We start from the raw sequence: 16,642 nt of genomic DNA on the forward strand, positions 1-16,642 counted from the left end.
CAATAGTTTCGGCCATGTCCGCGCGCTAACGTGCGCGGGCGCCGCCGGTTGCCGGCGGCGCGGGGGGAATCGCATGGAAGAGCTGCCACACCCGTCATCGGCCCGCGCCCGCCACCGCGGGCACGGAGGCGTTCGCGCCCGTGCGCGCCGCGCGCGGAGGTCCCGCGCATGAGGTCGCCGCTGCCGCGCATCGGCGCGCTCGCCGCCTGCCTGCTGCTCGCCGCCTGCGCGCTGCAGCCGCACAAGCCCAGCGCCGCCGAACAGGCCGAAGCCTGGCGGCGGACCGCCGAGGACGGCGTGGTCTACGCCTACCCGCTGCTGCTGATGGAAGCGACGCGGGCGGCGCAGACCGCGGTCGCCGCGCCCGACGAGGACCGCGCGCCGCCGAATCGCCTGCGCCTGCAGCGCGACCTGCCGGACGCGCGCACCGCCGACATCGTCTATCCCAACGTCGACGCGCTGTACGTCAGCGCCTGGCTCGATCTCGCCGTCGAGCCGCAGGTGCTGGTGGTGCCCGATCCCGGCAGGCGCTTCGTGATGCTGCCGCTGCTGGATGCGTGGAGCGAAACCTTCGCGCGGCTGGACGCGCGCGGCAGCGGCCGCGGCGGCCGCGCCTACGCCCTGGTCGGCCCCGGCTGGCAGGGCACGCTGCCCGACGGCGTGCAGCGCATCGACGCGCCGACCGCGACGGTCTGGCTGCTCGGCCGCATCGGCGTCGACGGCCGCGACGACCTCGCCGCCGCGCGGCGTCTGCAAAACGGCTTCCGCCTGCTGCCGCTGTCCGCCTGGGGCAAGCGCTACCAGCCGCCGAAGCGCGTGCCGGTGGACGCCGCGGTCGACGCGGCGACGCCGCCCGCCGCGCGCGTCGCGCGGATGGACGCCGCCGCGCTGTTCGGCAGCCTGGCCATGCTGTTGCACGACAACCCGCCGCGCGACGCCGACGCGCCGCTGCTGACGCGGCTGGCGACGATCGGCGTCGTGCCCGGCAAGCCGTTCGATCCGGCGGCGCTTCCCGCCGCGCAGCGCGACGCCGTCGAAACCGGCGTACGCGACGGCCTGCTGCGCGTCGAGGAAGCCGGACGCGCGCCGCGGCAACGCAGCGTCAACGGCTGGAGCTACGCGCTCGACGCCGGCCGCTACGGCACCGACTACCGCCAGCGCGCGGCGATGGCCGCCGCCAGCCTCGGCGCCAGCGCGCCGCAGGACGCGGTGTATCCGTTCGTGCGCAGCGACGCCGCCGGGCAGCCGCTCGACGGCGCGCACCGCTACGTGCTGCACTTCGACAAGAGCGCGCTGCCGCCGGTCGACGCGTTCTGGTCGCTGACCGCCTACGACGCGCAGGGCCGCCTCGTCGCCAACCGGCTGGAGCGCTACGCGCTGGACAGCCGCGACCGCCTGCGTTTCAACCGCGACGGCTCGCTCGATCTGTACCTGCAGCGCACGCCGCCGCCGTCGCCGGCCAAGCGCGCCAATTGGCTGCCGCTGCCGGAAGGCGCCTGCGCGCTGATCCTGCGCCTGTATTCGCCGCGGCCGGAGGTGCTGGACGGCCGCTGGACGCCGCCGCCGATCGGCCGCGCCGACTGAGCGCGGCGCCGGCATCCGGCGTCGGAAACCGCCTACGCCTCGCGGCGTCGCGCGACCGACGCGCGGCCCCGCGCCGCCGCGCTAACCTTGCCGCGCATCCACGACATGGAGGTCGATCATGCGCGCCGCCGTCCTGCTCGCCTGCCTGCTGCTGCCGATCCTCGCCGAGGCCGCCGACACCGTGCGCATCGGCACGCGCATCGTCGAGGTCGGCGACTCCGCCGCGCTGTTGCGCGACGTCGCCGGCGAGCCGCAGTCGCGCCGCGCAGCGCGCGCCGACGCCGAACGCGGCCGGCGCCGCGACGGCGGCGAGCGCTGGACCTACCGCGAGCGCGGCCGCACGCTCGACTTCGTCGTCCGCGACGGCGTGATCGTCGCCATCGAGCGGGATCGGCGCTGAGCGGCCGCGACGCGCGCAGCCGACGCGACTGGATCGCCAGCCCCGGGTCGCCTTCCCGCATGCGCCGCTCCGGCCGTGGCCGCTCGCCCGGCTGCCACAGCGGCACGCGGTGCATCACGCGGTGGCGCAGCGGATGCCGCGCCGGCAGGTTGTGCTCCAGCGCCTCGGCCGGACGCGGGGCCGGCCCATCGGAGGAGCGCGATGGAAGATGCGGTCCGGCAGTTGCGGCACGTGCTGCCGGAGATCCACGACATGCCGAAGCCGCAACTCGCGCGTCAGCAGGAGGCGCTGGCGCCGCAACGCGAGCACTTCGCCGTGCTGCAGCGGCAGGTGGAGCAATGGCAACCGCCGACGCCTTCGGGCTCGCCGTGTACCTCGATGCGCAGTTGGCCGCCTCGGCAGGAGGCGGTTCGAACGGTCATGCTGTTTCTCGCTCGTCGGGCTTCGCAGGCTGAGCGCAGTCCGCGCGCCATGCGCGCAGCCGTCGCGATCGCCGCGGTCAGGTGAGCGAGGCCATGGCCGCGCGAACGCTTCGTCACCGGTCGATCGCGCTGCTGTCGTACGATGGCGCCCCTTTCCATGTGCGCGGATCGATGGCGGCTTCCCTGCATGACCTGCTGGCGGCGCTCGAGCGGGATCGCTCGCTGGACGCGCCCGACCGCTTGCGCGAACGCATCGAGGCGCTCGATCGTCTCGATGCATCGCCGGCGGGCAACGCGACACACGCGGGCGGCGCAGCCTCCGGCGACACGGCGGCGACACACCTGCGCGCGCGGGTGCTGCATGCGCGGCTGGAGTCGGCGAACCGGAGGCTGTACGACGAAATCCGCATGGCGATCCGGCGCGGCGCAGGACGCGAGACCCTGCTGCGCTGGGCGCGCGCGCTGGCAGATGCGGAGCCCATGAATGGCAGCGCTCGCGGCGACAGCTACGACGCGCTCGACGAACTGGTCAGCGGGGTGTTGCGACTCGAAGCGCCGGAGACCGAAGTGGCCGCGCCGCCGAACGGGATGGTGTTCTATCAGCCCACCCCGGCGCGGCACATCTTTGCGCTGATCGAGCGTGCCGCGCTGACCGGACGCGACGTGCTGGTCGACCTCGGCGCCGGCCTCGGCCACGTGCCGCTGCTCGCCGCCATCTGCGCCGGCGCGCGCGGCATCGGCATCGAGCGCGAAGCCGTCTACGTCGCCAGTGCCCGCCGCTGCGCCGAAGCGCTGAACCTCACCCATGTCGCCTTCCTCGAGCAGGACGCCCGCGACGCCGATCTGTCCAAAGGCACGGTGTTCTACCTCTACACCCCGTTTACCGGCGGCATTCTGCGCGCCGTGCTCGACGCGCTGCGGCGCGAAGCGGAGGGACGCGCGATCCGCGTCTGCACGTTCGGCCCCTGCACGCCCGTGGTGGCCGCAGAGCCCTGGCTGGCAGCCGACGATGCGACGAGCATCGACACGCTGGCGCTGTTCCGCTCCCGCTAGCGCGCGGCAAAGCCGGATGGTTGAGCACCAGGTCATCCGCCAGCGCCAACCCGCCGGGTGGGTTGAGCGCAGCGATACCTCGCGCGTACCGCATCCGGATCGACGGGTTTCGCCGCGCTCAACCCGTCCCGCGCGGGGCGGTGGCGAAGCGCAGGCGGGGGCCGCGCGACGTCAGTGCGCGGCTGCGCTGTCCGGCGGCGGTCCCAGCAGGAACACCAGCGGCCGGTCCAGGCGCGCCGCCCAGGATTTCTCGCTGTGGTCGGCGCCGGGGAAGGCGAGGCTCTCGAAGTCGGCGGGGCCGTAGCCTTTGGCGCGCAGGATCGCGTCGACCTTGGCCTGGCGGTCGGCGTAGAGCGCGTCCAGCGTCTGCGTGCCGTGGTCGAAGTAGATGCGATGCGCGCCGGGCGGCGGGAAGTGCGCGGCGATGTAGGCCTGGAAGGCGGCGGGGCCGGGGTTGGCGGGGTCTTCCTGCAGCGAGGTGCCGGGCCAGTGCGTGGACATGCAGGCGGCGCCGCCGAACACCTGCGGATACTCGGCCAGCGCGTACATCGACACCAGCGCGCCCATGCTGGAGCCCATCGTGAAGGTGCTCTGCGGACGCGGATCGACGGCGTAGTGATGGTCGATGAAGGGCTTCAGCTCCTCGACCAGGAACTCGAGATAGCGGTCGGCATAGGGCGGCTGCGGCAGCAGCGGCGCCTCGCCCTGCTTCTGCTTGTAGAGATGCGTCTGCTGCGCCGGCGTCAGCGCTTCCCACGGTTTCTGCGGGAAGTACTCGCTCATGCGCAGCGGGCCGGCGTTCCAGATGCCGACGACGATGAACGGCCGCACCTTGTGCTGCGCCATCAGCGCGGACGCCACCTCGTCGACGCGCCACTCCTGGTGGTTCCAGGTGTGCGCGGCGTCGAACAGCATCTGGCCGTCGTGCATGTACAGCACCGCGTAGGGCGCCTGCGCGGGATAGCCGGGCGGCAGCCACACGTCGACGTTGCGCGCCGGCACGTACTTCGAGGCGAAGTCGGCGAGGCGCTCGACGCGGCCGGCGCCGACCTGCGGCAGCGGCACCGGTTCGGCGGCGGGAGCGGTGAACGCGACGGCGAGCAGCAGGGCGGCGAGGAGCTTCATGGCGTGAGGACCATCGGTTGGGTCGAGCGCGGCGAAACCCCGCGCGCATCGCCTCCGGGGCGATGGGTTTCGCCGCGCTCGACCCATCCCACGCGGCTGCGCAAGACAAACGGGCGCGATGCGCTTGGCCCCCTCTCCCCGCGGGGGAGAGGGGAAGAGCTTCGCGAGGGTGCGGCGTGCCCATCGAACGTCAGCATGCACGGCACCGCTCAGCGAACGTCATCTTGCACGGCGCCGCTCACCTCCAGGCGCAGCGCCGCGGGGCGGTCGCGCAGCTTCGCCTCGACGGCGCCGTCGCGCACGGTCCAGGCGGCGTCGGCGCGGTCGAACTGCTCGGGGGCGACGCGCGGCAGCGGCGTGCCGTCCAGCGCGACCGCGCGCGCGTCGCGCGTGCCGACCAGGCGGAAGACGAGATCGCGCGGCGCGCCGCGGTAGCGGCCCTCGACGGCGTCGGCGCCGACGGTGATCGCGTCGCCGCTGCGCTGCTGGTGGAAGGCGCGGCGCGCGTAGACGCCGCGCGTGTAGGCGAGCGAGCCGCCGTCGTCCTCGTACAGCGCGCCGTCGGAGGCGGCGGCCGGGTAGACCTGCACGGTCAGCGGCTGGCCGGCCATCTCGCCGGTGTGCTGCACCACCGGCTGCAGGAACAGGAAGGCGCCGGCGCGCACGTACACCGGCGGGTCGTCCAGCGTCACCGGCACCTCGATCGCGGCGCCGCCGGCGACGCGCGCGCCGCTGCGGAAGTCGTACCAGTCGCCGGCCGGCAGGTACACGCGGCGCGTGGCGGCGTCGGGATACAGCACCGGCGCGATCAGCAGATCGCGGCCGAACATCGCCTCGTCGTCCAGTGCGTAGGTCTGCGCGTCCAGCGGGAATTCGAGGAACAGCGGGCGCAGCGCCGGCACGCCGCTGCGGCTGGCGTGCTCCATCACCGTGTACAGCGTCGGCAAGAGGCGATAGCGCAGCTCGATGGCGTGGCGGTTGTACACCTCGTGGCGCGCGCCGAACGACCACGGGTCCTGGTCGGGCGTGGAGATGTCGGTGTGCGCGCGCATGAACGGGTAGAACACGCCGAGCTGCAGCCAGCGCGTGAACAGTTCCGGCGAGGGATAGCCGACGAAGCCGCCGATGTCGGCGCCGACGAACGGGAAACCGGACAGGCCGAGGTTCATCAGCATCGGCAGCGACTGCCGCAGCGCCGGCCAGTCGGCGGTGTTGTCGCCGGTCCACACCGCGGCGTAGCGCTGGCCGCCGGCGAAGCTGGCGCGCGTCAGCACGAACGGCCGCGTGTCCGGGCGCAGCTTGGAGAGGCCCTCGAACGTCGCGCGGCTGTACAGCATGCCGTAGACGTTGTGCACCTCGCGGTGGTCGGTGGGATGGCCGTCGCCGTCGAAGCGCACGTCGTCGGGCATGGTGCCGGCCGGGCGCAGCCACACCGCCGGCTCGTCCATGTCGTTCCAGATGCCGGCGACGCCGGCGTCGAGCAGCGCGCCGTAGTGCTTGCCCCACCAGGCGCGCGTGGCGGCGCGGGTGAAGTCGGGGAAGGCGCTCGGCTGCGGATCGTGCGTCGACAGCGACGGCCACACCGGCCCGGTGAACAGCGAGCCGTCGGCGTTGCGCACGAAGTGCTTGCCGGCGATGCCCTCGTCGAAGATGCGATAGCCGCGCTCCGCAGGCGGGTGCGGGTCGACGATGGTGACGACGTGAAAGCCCTGCTTGCGCAGGTCGTCGAGCATGCGCCTGGGATCGGGGAAGCGCGTGCGGTCCCAGGTGAACGGCTTGTAGTCCTGCTGGTAGTCGATGTCCAGCCAGAGCGTGTCGGCGGGGATGCGCTTGACGCGCAGCGTGTCGGCGACGGTGCGCAGGCGCAGCTCGGGGAAGTAGCCCCAGCGCGACTGGTGGTAGCCGAGCGCCCAGCGCGGCGGCAGCGGCATGCGCCCGGTCAGCGCGGTGTAGCGCTCGATCACCGCCTTGGGATCGGGGCCGGCGATGAAGTAGTAGTCGAGGTCGCCGCCGGTGGCGCCGAAGGCGAGCCGGTGCGGATCGTCGCGGCCGACGTCGAAGCTGGAGCGATACGTGTTGTCGAGGAAGATGCCGTGCGCGCGGCCGTCGCGCAGCACCAGGTAGAACGGCACCGACACGTACAGCGGATCGGTGGCGCCGTCGTAGTTGCCGGAGTCCGAATTCCACATCGCGTAGTGCATGCCGCCGAGGTTCTGCGCGCGCTTGTCGAGACGGCCGGTCTTCTCGCCGAAGCCGTAGACGTGGTCGGCGTCGCCGAGCTGCTTCCATACGCGCACCGTCGCGCCGGCGTGGGCCATGCCCTGCTCGGCGTCGTCGGCGTCCAGCACGCGACCGTCCTTGTCGTAGAAGGCGATGCGCAGCGGTTCACGCTCGATGCGCACGCGCAGCGCCGGCGTGCCGAGGTCGACGTGCGTCGCGTCGCTGTCGACGCTTACCTGCGGATCGCCCAGCGCGCGGTCCACCACCGCCCACGGATCGGCGCGGCCGAAGCTGCCGGAAGGCGCATAGCGCACGCGGATCACCTCGGGCGACAGCGCGGTGACGGCGACGATGCCGCCGTCGGCGTGCAGCACCACGCCGTTCCGTTCCTGCTCGATCGAGACGACGTTGCCGACCGACCGCCAGCCGGCGCGCGCCGGCGGCGCCGGCACGAACAGCAGCGACACGAGGATCCATACGAAAACACGAGGCATGGCGGGCTCCATCAAGGACCTTGGCCGCGCTGGATGGCCGTGGCGAGCACGTCCTTCCCGCGCAGCACGGGGAAACGATCGGGCACGAAGGCGGGCGGTGCGGCGAAATGCAGCGTGCCGAGGCGCGCGGCTACGCCGGGCTGCACTTCTACGCCGGCGAGCGGGCGGCCGTCCAGCGTGGCGCGGCGGCCGTCCCAGCGCAGTGTGCGCGCCGCGCCGGCCAGCGCGAAGGCGACGCGGCGGCGGCTGCCGTCGGCGGCGAGCAGGTCGAGCGTGACGCGGCGCGGCGTCGCCGGCAGCGGCGCGAAACGCCAGCGCCACGCCTCGCCGTTGCGGTCGACGACGAGATCGAGCGCCTCGTCGCGGCCGTAGGGCAGGCGCGCGGCGACGTGCGTCCACGCGCGCGGCAGCGCCGGCACGAAGGCGAGCGTGCCGTCGAGCAGGTCGGGGCGGAAACCGAGGTAGTCCTGGTAGGCGTTGCGCGCGAACTCGGCGACGCTCCACGCCTGCGCGTAGGTGCCGGAGGGCACCGGATCGCCGTGCGCGTCCGGCAGCGCGTCCAGCAGCTCGCTCATGCTGCCGCGCGTGCCCAGGTGCAGGATCTGGTCGGCGAGGTTGCGGCTGAGCGCCCACGCCAGCTGCTGCTGGCCGAACGCGGCGAGCGCGGTGACGGTGAAACCGGCGTTCCAGCCCCACACCGTGCCGTTATGGTAGGCGGCGTCCTTGTGGTAGTGCGCCGGGTCCTGGTGGCGCGGGTGGAAGTACGGATCGGCCGGGTCCAGCGAGGCGATGCCGTAGGGAAACAGCAGCGCGGACACGGTGCGGCGCAGCACGTCGGCCTGGATCGTCGCCGGCACGAACGGCGTGAACGGGATCGAGGCGAGCAGCAGCGCGTTCGGACGCAGGCGCGTGTCGCGCGTGCCGTCGACGCGCAGGTGGTCGGCCATCGTCGTGCCGTCCCAGAAACGACGCAGGAACGCGTCCCGCGCGCGCCGCGCCAGCGCGGCGTAGCGCTGCGCTTCCGCCGTGTCGCCGTCGCGGCGCGCCAGCGCGGCGCCGATCTCGAGCACCGTGTACCACAGCGCCTGCACCTCGACTGCGCGGTTGCCGCGCGGCGACCACGCCTGCCGGCCGGCGATGCGCGCGTCCATCCAGGTATCGGCGTCGCCGTGGGTGAGCAGGCCGTCGGCGTCGACGTGGTGGCGCAGCGCGCCGTCGACGTAGCGGCGGATCAGCGTGCGCAGCGGCGCAACGTAAGTTGCGTCGCCGCTGTAGCGCAGGTAGAGGTCACCGGCGCGGATCATCCATGGCGTGCCGTCGACGGTGTTGTAGATCACGCCGTCGCGGGCGACGCGGTTGGGAATGCGGCCTTCGTCCGGATCGGCCGGATCGCCGTGCTTCTGCCGCGAGGCGAAGGCGTCCAGCACCGCGCGCGCCTCCGCGAAGCGGCCTTCCACCAGCAGGGTGCCGGGCAGGGCGATGAAAGTGTCGCGGCCCCAGTTGTCGCGGAACCACGGCAGCCCGGCCCAGATGCCGGCGCCGAATTCGTCGACGACGAAGCTCTGCGCGCTGGCCTCGGCCCACAGCAGTGCGCGGTTGTAGGCATCGTCCGGCGTGTGCAGCCAGGCGCGCGTCAGCACGGCGCGGCGCGCGTCGAGTTCCGCCCGCCAGCCGTCCTGCGCGGCCAGCGCGCGCGCTGCGGCGATCGCTGCCCCGGCGCTGGCGGCGAAGGCGAGATGCACGGTGAACTGCGAGACTGGCGCGGCGCTTTCGATCAGCGGCGCCAGCGTGCCGGATGCGAGCGTCAGCGCCGGCGCGCGCGTCGGTGTCGCCGCTTCGGCGTCGAGTGCTTTTCCCTCCCCCCCGCGGGACGAGGACAGGGCGAGGGGGACGCGCGCAGCGCGTGCTTCTTCGCCCGATCGCGACGGCCGTCCTGCGGACGGCACCCCCTCACGCCGACCCGCGCCCCGCGGCGGAGCGGGGGAAAAGACCGCGGTGGCGGCAACAGCACCCGCCGGCAACAAGCGCACGCGGAACGGCGCGTCGGCGCTGACGGCGACGAACGGCAGCGGCGTCGCATCCGCGTGGCCCGCGCGCGGCGCGATCAGCGCGATGCCGTCGCGCATCGTCAGCGTCACGTCGTCCGCGCGGCGGTTCCACAGCGGCAACACCGCCAGCGTCGCCGCGCGCGCGCTTTCGACGCGCAGCGACAGCGCGTGGCGGTGCGCGTGCAGCATCAGCGCCTCGTGCGCGCCGGCGTAGTCGGCGCGGTCGCCCCAGGGTTCGATCGTCGCGCTCTGCGCCCGCGTGCGGTCGAGCAGGCGGCCGTCGACGAAGCTGGCGCGGTCGGCCAGCAGGGAGACGTCGCCGATGCGGTAACCGACGCCGCCGCGGTAGGCCGCGGTGTAGCCCTCGTAATAGCCGTCGAGGTTGTCGGTGGCGACGAACTGCGCGCGCTCGCCTGCCGGGATGCGTATCGCCATGAAGTCGAACAGCGTGGCCGCATCGGGCGGCGCGTCCAGGGGTGCGGCGTCCGTCGCCGGCGCCGGCAGCACCAGGGCCAGCGCGAGCGCGCCGCCGATGATCTTGCCGCCGCGGATCCCGCCCATCGCGCTCCCCGTCGCGGGCCGCCGCGGCCCGGTTGCGCATCGCCCTTCCGCCACTGGCGCCGGTCCGCGTTCCGTGCTACACCGGCGCGCGCCGGCGCCGCCCGACGCGCAAGCTAAACCGATTCCGCAGCAGGCCGAAAGGTTGCAGCGATGAATACGTATGCGCCCCCATCGGTGGACGGCGCGGCGCGCGGTTAAGCTTTGCCGGGCCGCATCGCTGCGGCATGCGTCCCGCACGAGGCGGGCGCGCAGCTTCGGGAAGGACGCATGAGCAAGCATCCCTGGTGGCGCGGTGCCGTCATCTACCAGATCTACCCGCGCAGCTTCCAGGACACCGACGACAACGGCGTCGGCGACCTGCCCGGCATCCTCGCGCGGCTCGACTACGTGGCCAGCCTCGGCGTCGACGCGATCTGGGTGTCGCCGTTCTTCCGCTCGCCGATGGCCGACTTCGGCTACGACATCGCCGATTACCGCGACGTCGACCCGCTGTTCGGCACGCTCGCCGACTTCGACCGCCTGGTCGAGCGCGCGCATGCGCTCGGCCTGAAGGTGATGATCGACCAGGTGCCCAGCCATACCTCGATCGAGCACGCCTGGTTCAAGGAGAGCCGCGAGAGCCGCGACAACCCCAAGGCCGACTGGTACGTGTGGGCCGACGCCCGGCCGGACGGCACGCCGCCGAACAACTGGCTGTCGATCTTCGGCGGCGTCGCCTGGCAGTGGGAGCCGCGCCGTCGCCAGTACTACCTGCACAACTTCCTCGCCTCGCAGCCGGACCTCAACTTCCACCACCCGGAGGTGCGCCGGGCGACGCTGGACAACCTGCGCTTCTGGCTGGACCGCGGCGTCGACGGCCTGCGCCTCGACGCGATCAACTTCTGCTTCCACGACCGCCTGCTGCGCGACAACCCGGCCAAGCCGCCGGAGCTGCGCGTCGGCCGCGGCTTCAGCCCGGACAACCCGTACGCCTACCAGTACCACCTCCACAACAACACGCAGCCGGAGAATCTGGCCTTCCTCGAGGAGCTGCGCCGGCTGCTGGACGAGTATCCCGACGTCGCCGCGCTGGGCGAGATCTCCGCCGAGGATTCGCTGGCGACGATGGCCGAGTACACCGGCCCGAAGCGCCTGCACATGGGCTACAGCTTCGAGCTGCTGACCGACGACTTCTCCGCGCGGCACGTCCGCGACACCGTCGAGGCGCTGGAAGCGCGCATGACCGAAGGCTGGCCGTGCTGGGCGATCTCCAACCACGACGTGCAGCGCGTCGCCAGCCGCTGGGGCGGCGCCGACGCGCCGGCCCACGCCGCCAGCGCGCTGACCGCGCTGGCCTGCTCGCTGCGCGGCAGCGTGTGCGTGTTCCAGGGCGAGGAACTCGGCCTGCCCGAGGCGGAGCTGCCGTACGAGCAACTGCGCGACCCCTACGGCATCGCCTTCTGGCCCACCTTCAAGGGCCGCGACGGCTGCCGTACGCCGATGCCGTGGACCGACGCCGAGCACGGCGGCTTCAGTCGCGCCACGCCGTGGCTGCCGGTGCCGGAGGCGCACCGCCGCCGCAGCGTGGAGGCGCAGGAGCGCGACGCCGAATCGCCGCTGCAGCGCTTCCGCACCTTCATGCGCTGGCGCCGCCGGCATCCGCCGCTGCTGTGGGGCGGCATCCGCATGCTGCCCGGCCCGGAGCCGGTGCTGGCGCTGGAGCGCGAGCTGGACGGCGCGGCGATCCGCGCCTACTTCAACACCTCGAACCGCGCCTGCGCGTTCGCGCCGGCGCTGCCGGCGAACGCGCGCGTGCTGGACGGCCACGGCCTGGCGGCCGGCACGCTCGCCGGCGGCGAGCTGCGCCTGCCGGCCTTCGGCGCGCTGTTCGTCGCCCTGGACTGAGCCGGCGTTCCGCGCGCGGATCTTCCGCCCTCCCCGGCGGGGCGAGGACCGCGTAATGGGGACGCGTGAAGCGCCTGTCCGTGGTCTGCCGCGCAAGGGCGAGCCGTCCTGCGGACGGCACCCCCTCGCCCCGACCCGCTCCCCGCTGGAGCGAAGGGGGCCAGAGGCGCAGGGTTCGAGGCGTCCAGCGATGCGCCGGCCCGCAACGCGACGGGCGCCGCAGGCGCCCGTCGTTTCGTGCGCGGTTACTGGCCGATGCGCCGCAGCGGATGGCCGTCCATCAGCCTGCGCTCGATGTGTTCCAGGCTGACGCCCTTGGTTTCCGGCACCACCGCCAGCGTGATCAGCAGGAACAGCAGGTTCAACGCGGCGTACAGCCAGAAGGTGTTGCCCGGGCCGATCGCGTTCAGCAGGGTGAGGAAGGTGGCGCCGACGATCATGTTCGCCACCCAGTTGGTCACGGTGGAGGCGCCGACGCCGAACTCGCGACCCTTCAGCGGCTGGATCTCCGAGCACAGCGTCCACACCAGCGGACCGGCCGACATGGCGAAGCCGACGATGAACAGCAGCAGCATGCCGACGGCGGCGAGCTGCTCGGCGCGCGTGTCGATGCCGAGGTGCATCAGCGTGCCGACGATGCCGAGGCCGGCGGCCATGGTCACGCAGCCGGCGTAGAGGATCGGCTTGCGGCCCCAGCGGTCGACCAGGGCGATGGCGATGAAGGTGGCGAGCACGTTGGTCAGGCCGACCGCGGCGGTGAACCACATCTGCGCGTGCACATCGTAACCCATGCTCTGGAAGATGCGCGGCGCGTAGTACATCACCACGTTGATGCCGGTGAGCTGCTGCATGATCTGCAGCAGCACGCCCAGCCCGACCGAGCGGCGGAAGTGGCGGTTCTCCAGGAACAGGTGCCAGCCGCGCTGCGGCGTGCGCAACTGCGCCTCGATGTCGGCGACCTCGCGGCGCACCGCCTCGGCGTCGCCGCGCAGGCGCTGCAGCACGTCGGCGGCGTCGCCGCCGCGGCCGCGCATCAGCAGCCAGCGCGGGCTCTCCGGCAGCACCATCACGCCGAGCAGGAACAGCGCGCCGGGAATCGCGATCACGCCCAGCATCCAGCGCCAGCTGCCGGTGTAGCTGAAGGCGGTGTCGGAGAGGAAGGCGACGAAGATGCCGATGGTGATCATCAGCTGGTAGGTGGAGATCATCGCGCCGCGGATGTGCCCGGAGGCGACCTCGGCGAGATACAGCGGCGCGGTGAACGCGGCCACGCCGATCGCCAGGCCGAGCACGGTGCGCGCGACGATCAGCGCCTGCGGCGAGCCGGCCGCGGCGCACATCAGCGAGCCGGCGACGAACAGCGCGGCGGCGAGGATCAGCGAACGCTTGCGTCCCAGCGCCGCGGCCAGCCAGCCGGCGCCGAGCGCGCCCACCGCGGCGCCCAGCATCATGCTGCTGACGATCCATTCGATCGTGTGGTCGTCGACGGCGAACTCCGCCTGGATCAACGGCGTGGCGCCGGAAATCACGCCGATGTCGAGGCCGAACATCAGCCCGGCCAGCGCCGCCAGCACGCAGATGAACACGGCGGCGGTGCGCGGTTGCACGTGGACGGTTTGCGCGACGGTACTCATGGACACTCCCCCGGCTCAGGCGCTCCGCCCCCGCGGAGCCGCGTTTGCCGCCGGCGGCCGAGAACGGCGCCGGCGGGGCCGACGGGGCATGCTGCCACAGGCGCGGCGGCCGCCGTCAACCCGGCGTCGCCATGCGCATACGTATGCGGCCCGCGATCCGGCGCCTCAGCGCACGCGGATCAGGCGGAAGCGCGTCTGCAGGCGCCAGCCGACGCCGTCGTCGTCGAGGCCGTGGGCTTCCCAGGTGAACGCGTCCGCGCCGACCTCGCGGAAGCACCAGCGCTGCGGACGGTCGTCCCAGTAGCCGGTCTGCACGATGTCGTCGCCGATGCGGCGGCCGACCAGGTGCACGTGCGCGCCGCGCCGTGCGTTGAACCAGTCGACGCGCCACAGTTTCGCCGTCGCATCGAACACGCGCAGCGTGGTGCCGTACATGATGCGCCGGCGCGTCGCCGCGGCGGCGTCCGGCACCAGCCAGACGTCCTGCACGGCGCGGCCCTCCAGCGCCCAGCCGAAGTGCACCTCCAGCGGGCCGACCTCGTCGCCTGCGGGGTGCGGATCGCGGTACTCGCCGCGCCAACTGCCGATCAGCCGGCCGTAGGTGGCGGCGTGCTCGCCGAGGTCGGGATGCGGGCCGGCGGCGAACAGGCGCTCGGACAAGGCGGGGGCGGTCATGGCGTCTCCTGCGGCGGAACGGATGCCACGAAGTCTTGCGCCACGGCCGCCCCGGCGCTTGGAAAATCTTGCGCGATGCGCGGTGCCGCAAGCGGGCAAGATCTGAGGCTGCCAACGGCCTGGACGATGGGCACACTTGAGGCTCTCGAGCCATCGCGCCCCGCACATGCCCGCCGCGACCGACCCGTCGACCCCCCGGACGGCCGGGGTGATTCCGCCGCCGGTGCTGTTTTTCGCCGCGCTCGCGCTCGGATTTGCGCTGCACCGCCTCTGGCCGCAGCCGCTGTTCGCCGATGCGACCGCCGGACGCGTCGCCGGCGTCGCGCTGATCGCGCTGGGCGCCGCGCTCGGCACGTGGATGATGTTGCACTTCCGGCGGGCCGGCACGCCCGTCTCGCCCCTGCGGCCCACGCGGCGGCTGGTCGTCTCGGGGCCGTACCGCTACAGCCGCAATCCGGACTACATCGGCCAGGCGCTGATCTGCGCCGGCATCGCGCTCGCCGCGAACGCCGCATGGGCGCTGCTGATGCTGCCGCCGGCGCTGCTGCTGGTGCGCCATGCCGTCGTCGCCCGCGAAGAGCGCTATCTGCTGGCGCTGTTCGGCGAGCCCTATGCCGCGTATTGCCGGCGCGTGCGCCGCTGGATCTGAACCCGGGGCGCCGCATGCGCGGCGTGCGGACGAACCCGCACGCAACCCTTCGATTACCATCCGTCCCGGCGACCCTCCGGAGCGACGACGGCATGCACTGCCACCTGCGCATCGCGCGGCCCGTGAGCGACCTCGAGCGCGCGCGCACCATGTACTGCCGCGGCCTCGGGCTGCGCGTCGTCGGCAGTTTCGAGAACCACGCCGGATTCGACGGCGTGATGCTCGGCATGCCCGGCGGCGCGTTCCATCTCGAGTTCACCCGTTGCCGCACGCACGCCGTGGCGCCGGCGCCCACGGTCGAGGACCTGCTGGTGTTCTATGTGCCGTCCGCGGCGGAGTGGGAAAGCCGGTGCGCCGCCATGCAGGCCGCGGGCTTCGAGGCGGTCGCCTCGTTCAACCCGTACTGGGAAGCCGACGGCCGCACCTTCCGCGACCGCGACGGCTACCGCGTGGTCCTGCAACGCGGCGACTGGCGCAACGCCGAGGCGGCGTGAACGGCGACGCGCATCGTTTCCGCACGCATCGGACCGATCGGGGCGTGGCCGTCACCCCAAGCGCCGCCCCAGCTCGCGCAGCAGCGCCGCGCCGTCGCCCTGCCAGGAGGCGCCGTGCATGCAGGCGAGCGTGGTCGGCTGCAGCGCGGCGAGGCGCTCCAGCGTCGCCGTCGTGTCGGGCGCGTGCGCGTAATAGTCCATGCCGCGCCGCGCCGCTTCGCTGGGTTCGAGGATGTCGCTGGTGGTCAGCGGCGCGTGTTCGGCGCCGAACTGCGTGAACAGGTCGCCGCAGAGCAGCGTGCGCGTGCCGAGGTCGGCGAGGAAGCCGCAGTCCCAGCCGTGCGGCAGGTGCGGCGTGTCGATCCAGCGCAGCGTGTGGCGGCCGAGCGACAGCGTCTCGCCATCCGCCAGCGCGCGCGCGGGACGGTCGGCGTAGTCGCCCATGCAGACCAGCGCGCCGATCCGGCTGCACACCGGCTCGGCCCGCGGGGCGACGGCGAGGAAGTCGTTGAGCGCGCCGCATTCGTCGGGCTCGAAGTGCGAGAACGCCACGTGGCGCAGGGATGCGACCGGCAGCACGCACGCGATCGCCTCGCGCGTCATGTCGAACAGCTTGCGCGGGCCGGTGTGGAACAGCAGCGTCGCGTCGTCGGCGATCAGGAACTGGTTGAAGGTGAAACCGCCGGGCATGACCTCGGGCGGGATGGCGGTGCTGATGCGGTAGATGCCGTCCGCGATCTCGTCGATGCGGGTGCGGCCGTCGGTGTTGGGAACGTTCATGAGCGGGCCCTGGGCGAAGCCTGGCAGAGGGTTTCCAGCAGGGCGACCAGGCCATCGCCCGCCAGCGCGGCGGCCCGGACGCGGGAACGCCGCTCGGTCAGACGCTTCCATGCGGGGTAGTCGAGCAGCAGCAAGGCCGCGTCGAGAAAAGCCGGCGTGGCGCGGTAGTCGGGCGCCGCCGCCTGCGTCAACAGCTCGCGCAGCGCCGCCTCGCCGCGGTCGAACACCGCACGCAGCTCCGGCACACGTTCCGCCTCGCCCCAACCGAGGCGCATCCACGGCGCCAGGTATTCGAGCTGCGCGTACACCGCCGCGGCCAGCTTGCGCAGCCGCTGCGCCGCGGTGCGCCCGTCGGCGAAGCAGGCGGCGTCGACCGCGGGCGCCCGCCGCTGCACGTGGCCGGTGCAGCCCTCGATCAGCACGCCCAGCTCCGGGAAGTGGTTGTAGACGGTCTGCGGCGACACCCCCGCCTTCTCCGCGATCATCGCGTAGGACGTGCCGGTGGCGCCGTGCTTCGCATGCAGGTCCACCGCCGCGCGCACGATGCGCTCGCGGGTGGCGGCTTCCGCTTCGGCGCGGCGCAGCTTGGTGTAGGGGCGGCGGTTCATGGGCGGCTCGC

Annotated in this window: 14 protein-coding genes; 7 read left to right on the top strand and 7 right to left on the bottom strand. The window is 73.1% G+C overall.

Annotated elements, in window-relative coordinates:
• Nucleotides 1-168: 168 nt before the first annotated feature.
• From MBSD_RS04410 to MBSD_RS04425, 4 genes are all read left to right on the top strand, one after another.
• A complete protein-coding gene (locus MBSD_RS04410; protein ID WP_062535429.1) occupies nt 169-1,584 on the top strand; it encodes a DUF1254 domain-containing protein in 1,416 nt (471 codons plus the stop codon).
• A 118-nt stretch (nt 1,585-1,702) separates the two neighbouring features.
• A complete protein-coding gene (locus tag MBSD_RS04415; protein WP_062535431.1) occupies nt 1,703-1,984 on the top strand; it encodes a DUF2845 domain-containing protein in 282 nt (93 codons plus the stop codon).
• A gap of 201 nt (nt 1,985-2,185) precedes the next feature.
• Nucleotides 2,186-2,491, top strand: coding sequence for a hypothetical protein (locus tag MBSD_RS04420; protein ID WP_062535433.1), 306 nt, complete (start codon nt 2,186-2,188; stop codon nt 2,489-2,491).
• An 8-nt stretch (nt 2,492-2,499) separates the two neighbouring features.
• A complete protein-coding gene (locus MBSD_RS04425) occupies nt 2,500-3,459 on the top strand; it encodes a class I SAM-dependent RNA methyltransferase (protein WP_201797452.1) in 960 nt (319 codons plus the stop codon).
• Between the two features lie 171 nt (nt 3,460-3,630).
• Here MBSD_RS04425 and MBSD_RS04430 read toward each other — a convergent pair whose 3' ends face one another.
• From MBSD_RS04430 to MBSD_RS04440, 3 genes are all read right to left on the bottom strand, one after another.
• Entirely contained in the window at nt 3,631-4,584 is a 954-nt protein-coding gene (locus MBSD_RS04430; protein WP_062535436.1) for an alpha/beta hydrolase, read from the bottom strand.
• Nucleotides 4,585-4,793: 209 nt separating this feature from the next.
• Nucleotides 4,794-7,298, bottom strand: a complete 2,505-nt coding sequence (locus tag MBSD_RS04435) for a glycoside hydrolase family 31 protein (RefSeq protein WP_187300550.1) — start codon at nt 7,296-7,298, stop codon at nt 4,794-4,796.
• 11 nt (nt 7,299-7,309) lie between these two features.
• Nucleotides 7,310-9,907 carry an amylo-alpha-1,6-glucosidase gene (locus tag MBSD_RS04440; RefSeq protein ID WP_062535440.1) on the bottom strand — a complete coding sequence of 866 codons (2,598 nt, stop codon included), beginning with the start codon at nt 9,905-9,907 and terminating at the stop codon, nt 7,310-7,312.
• A 267-nt stretch (nt 9,908-10,174) separates the two neighbouring features.
• Between MBSD_RS04440 and MBSD_RS04445 the strand changes: the two genes are divergently transcribed.
• Entirely contained in the window at nt 10,175-11,791 is a 1,617-nt protein-coding gene (locus MBSD_RS04445) for an alpha-amylase family glycosyl hydrolase (RefSeq protein ID WP_062535443.1), read from the top strand.
• A 245-nt stretch (nt 11,792-12,036) separates the two neighbouring features.
• Here the strand turns inward: MBSD_RS04445 and MBSD_RS04450 are convergent, their stop codons facing one another.
• The gene (locus MBSD_RS04450) at nt 12,037-13,425 is read right to left on the bottom strand and encodes a sugar porter family MFS transporter (RefSeq protein WP_062535445.1); all 1,389 of its coding nucleotides are present in this window, start codon (nt 13,423-13,425) and stop codon (nt 12,037-12,039) included.
• Between the two features lie 165 nt (nt 13,426-13,590).
• The gene (locus MBSD_RS04455) at nt 13,591-14,100 is read right to left on the bottom strand and encodes a hypothetical protein (protein WP_062535447.1); all 510 of its coding nucleotides are present in this window, start codon (nt 14,098-14,100) and stop codon (nt 13,591-13,593) included.
• Nucleotides 14,101-14,308: 208 nt separating this feature from the next.
• On the opposite strand from MBSD_RS04455, the gene MBSD_RS04460 reads away from it, so the two are divergent.
• Together MBSD_RS04460 and MBSD_RS04465 are read left to right on the top strand one after the other, a co-directional pair.
• Nucleotides 14,309-14,749 (top strand): methyltransferase family protein, encoded by a 441-nt coding sequence (locus MBSD_RS04460; protein ID WP_062535449.1) that lies wholly within the window; start codon nt 14,309-14,311, stop codon nt 14,747-14,749.
• A gap of 92 nt (nt 14,750-14,841) precedes the next feature.
• On the top strand, nt 14,842-15,243 hold the full coding sequence (locus MBSD_RS04465) for a VOC family protein (RefSeq protein ID WP_062535451.1): 402 nt from the start codon (nt 14,842-14,844) through the stop codon (nt 15,241-15,243).
• Nucleotides 15,244-15,294: 51 nt separating this feature from the next.
• Here the strand turns inward: MBSD_RS04465 and MBSD_RS04470 are convergent, their stop codons facing one another.
• Together MBSD_RS04470 and MBSD_RS04475 are read right to left on the bottom strand one after the other, a co-directional pair.
• Nucleotides 15,295-16,023, bottom strand: a complete 729-nt coding sequence (locus MBSD_RS04470) for an FprA family A-type flavoprotein (RefSeq protein WP_062535452.1) — start codon at nt 16,021-16,023, stop codon at nt 15,295-15,297.
• Complete coding sequence (locus tag MBSD_RS04475) at nt 16,020-16,631, bottom strand: TetR/AcrR family transcriptional regulator (RefSeq protein ID WP_062535454.1); 612 nt, start codon at nt 16,629-16,631, stop codon at nt 16,020-16,022. The genes MBSD_RS04470 and MBSD_RS04475 overlap by 4 nt, the downstream gene beginning before the upstream one ends.
• Nucleotides 16,632-16,642: the final 11 nt, after the last annotated feature.

It is taken from the genome of Mizugakiibacter sediminis (assembly GCF_000953855.2).
GTDB classification, from domain to species: domain Bacteria; phylum Pseudomonadota; class Gammaproteobacteria; order Xanthomonadales; family Rhodanobacteraceae; genus Mizugakiibacter; species Mizugakiibacter sediminis.

Bases quoted from the DNA above. Each gene is read 5' to 3' on its own strand.
- MBSD_RS04415 (WP_062535431.1), top strand. From the start codon at position 1,703: ATGCGCGCCGCCGTCCTGCTCGCCTGCCTGCTGCTGCCGATCCTCGCC.
- MBSD_RS04445 (WP_062535443.1), top strand. From the start codon at position 10,175: ATGAGCAAGCATCCCTGGTGGCGCGGTGCCGTCATCTACCAGATCTAC.
- MBSD_RS04425 (WP_201797452.1), top strand. From the start codon at position 2,500: ATGGCCGCGCGAACGCTTCGTCACCGGTCGATCGCGCTGCTGTCGTAC.
- MBSD_RS04465 (WP_062535451.1), top strand. From the start codon at position 14,842: ATGCACTGCCACCTGCGCATCGCGCGGCCCGTGAGCGACCTCGAGCGC.
- MBSD_RS04455 (WP_062535447.1), bottom strand. From the start codon at position 14,100: ATGACCGCCCCCGCCTTGTCCGAGCGCCTGTTCGCCGCCGGCCCGCAT.
- MBSD_RS04450 (WP_062535445.1), bottom strand. From the start codon at position 13,425: ATGAGTACCGTCGCGCAAACCGTCCACGTGCAACCGCGCACCGCCGCC.
- MBSD_RS04430 (WP_062535436.1), bottom strand. From the start codon at position 4,584: ATGAAGCTCCTCGCCGCCCTGCTGCTCGCCGTCGCGTTCACCGCTCCC.
- MBSD_RS04410 (WP_062535429.1), top strand. From the start codon at position 169: ATGAGGTCGCCGCTGCCGCGCATCGGCGCGCTCGCCGCCTGCCTGCTG.
- MBSD_RS04420 (WP_062535433.1), top strand. From the start codon at position 2,186: ATGGAAGATGCGGTCCGGCAGTTGCGGCACGTGCTGCCGGAGATCCAC.
- MBSD_RS04470 (WP_062535452.1), bottom strand. From the start codon at position 16,023: ATGAACGTTCCCAACACCGACGGCCGCACCCGCATCGACGAGATCGCG.
- MBSD_RS04435 (WP_187300550.1), bottom strand. From the start codon at position 7,298: ATGCCTCGTGTTTTCGTATGGATCCTCGTGTCGCTGCTGTTCGTGCCG.
- MBSD_RS04475 (WP_062535454.1), bottom strand. From the start codon at position 16,631: ATGAACCGCCGCCCCTACACCAAGCTGCGCCGCGCCGAAGCGGAAGCC.
- MBSD_RS04440 (WP_062535440.1), bottom strand. From the start codon at position 9,907: ATGGGCGGGATCCGCGGCGGCAAGATCATCGGCGGCGCGCTCGCGCTG.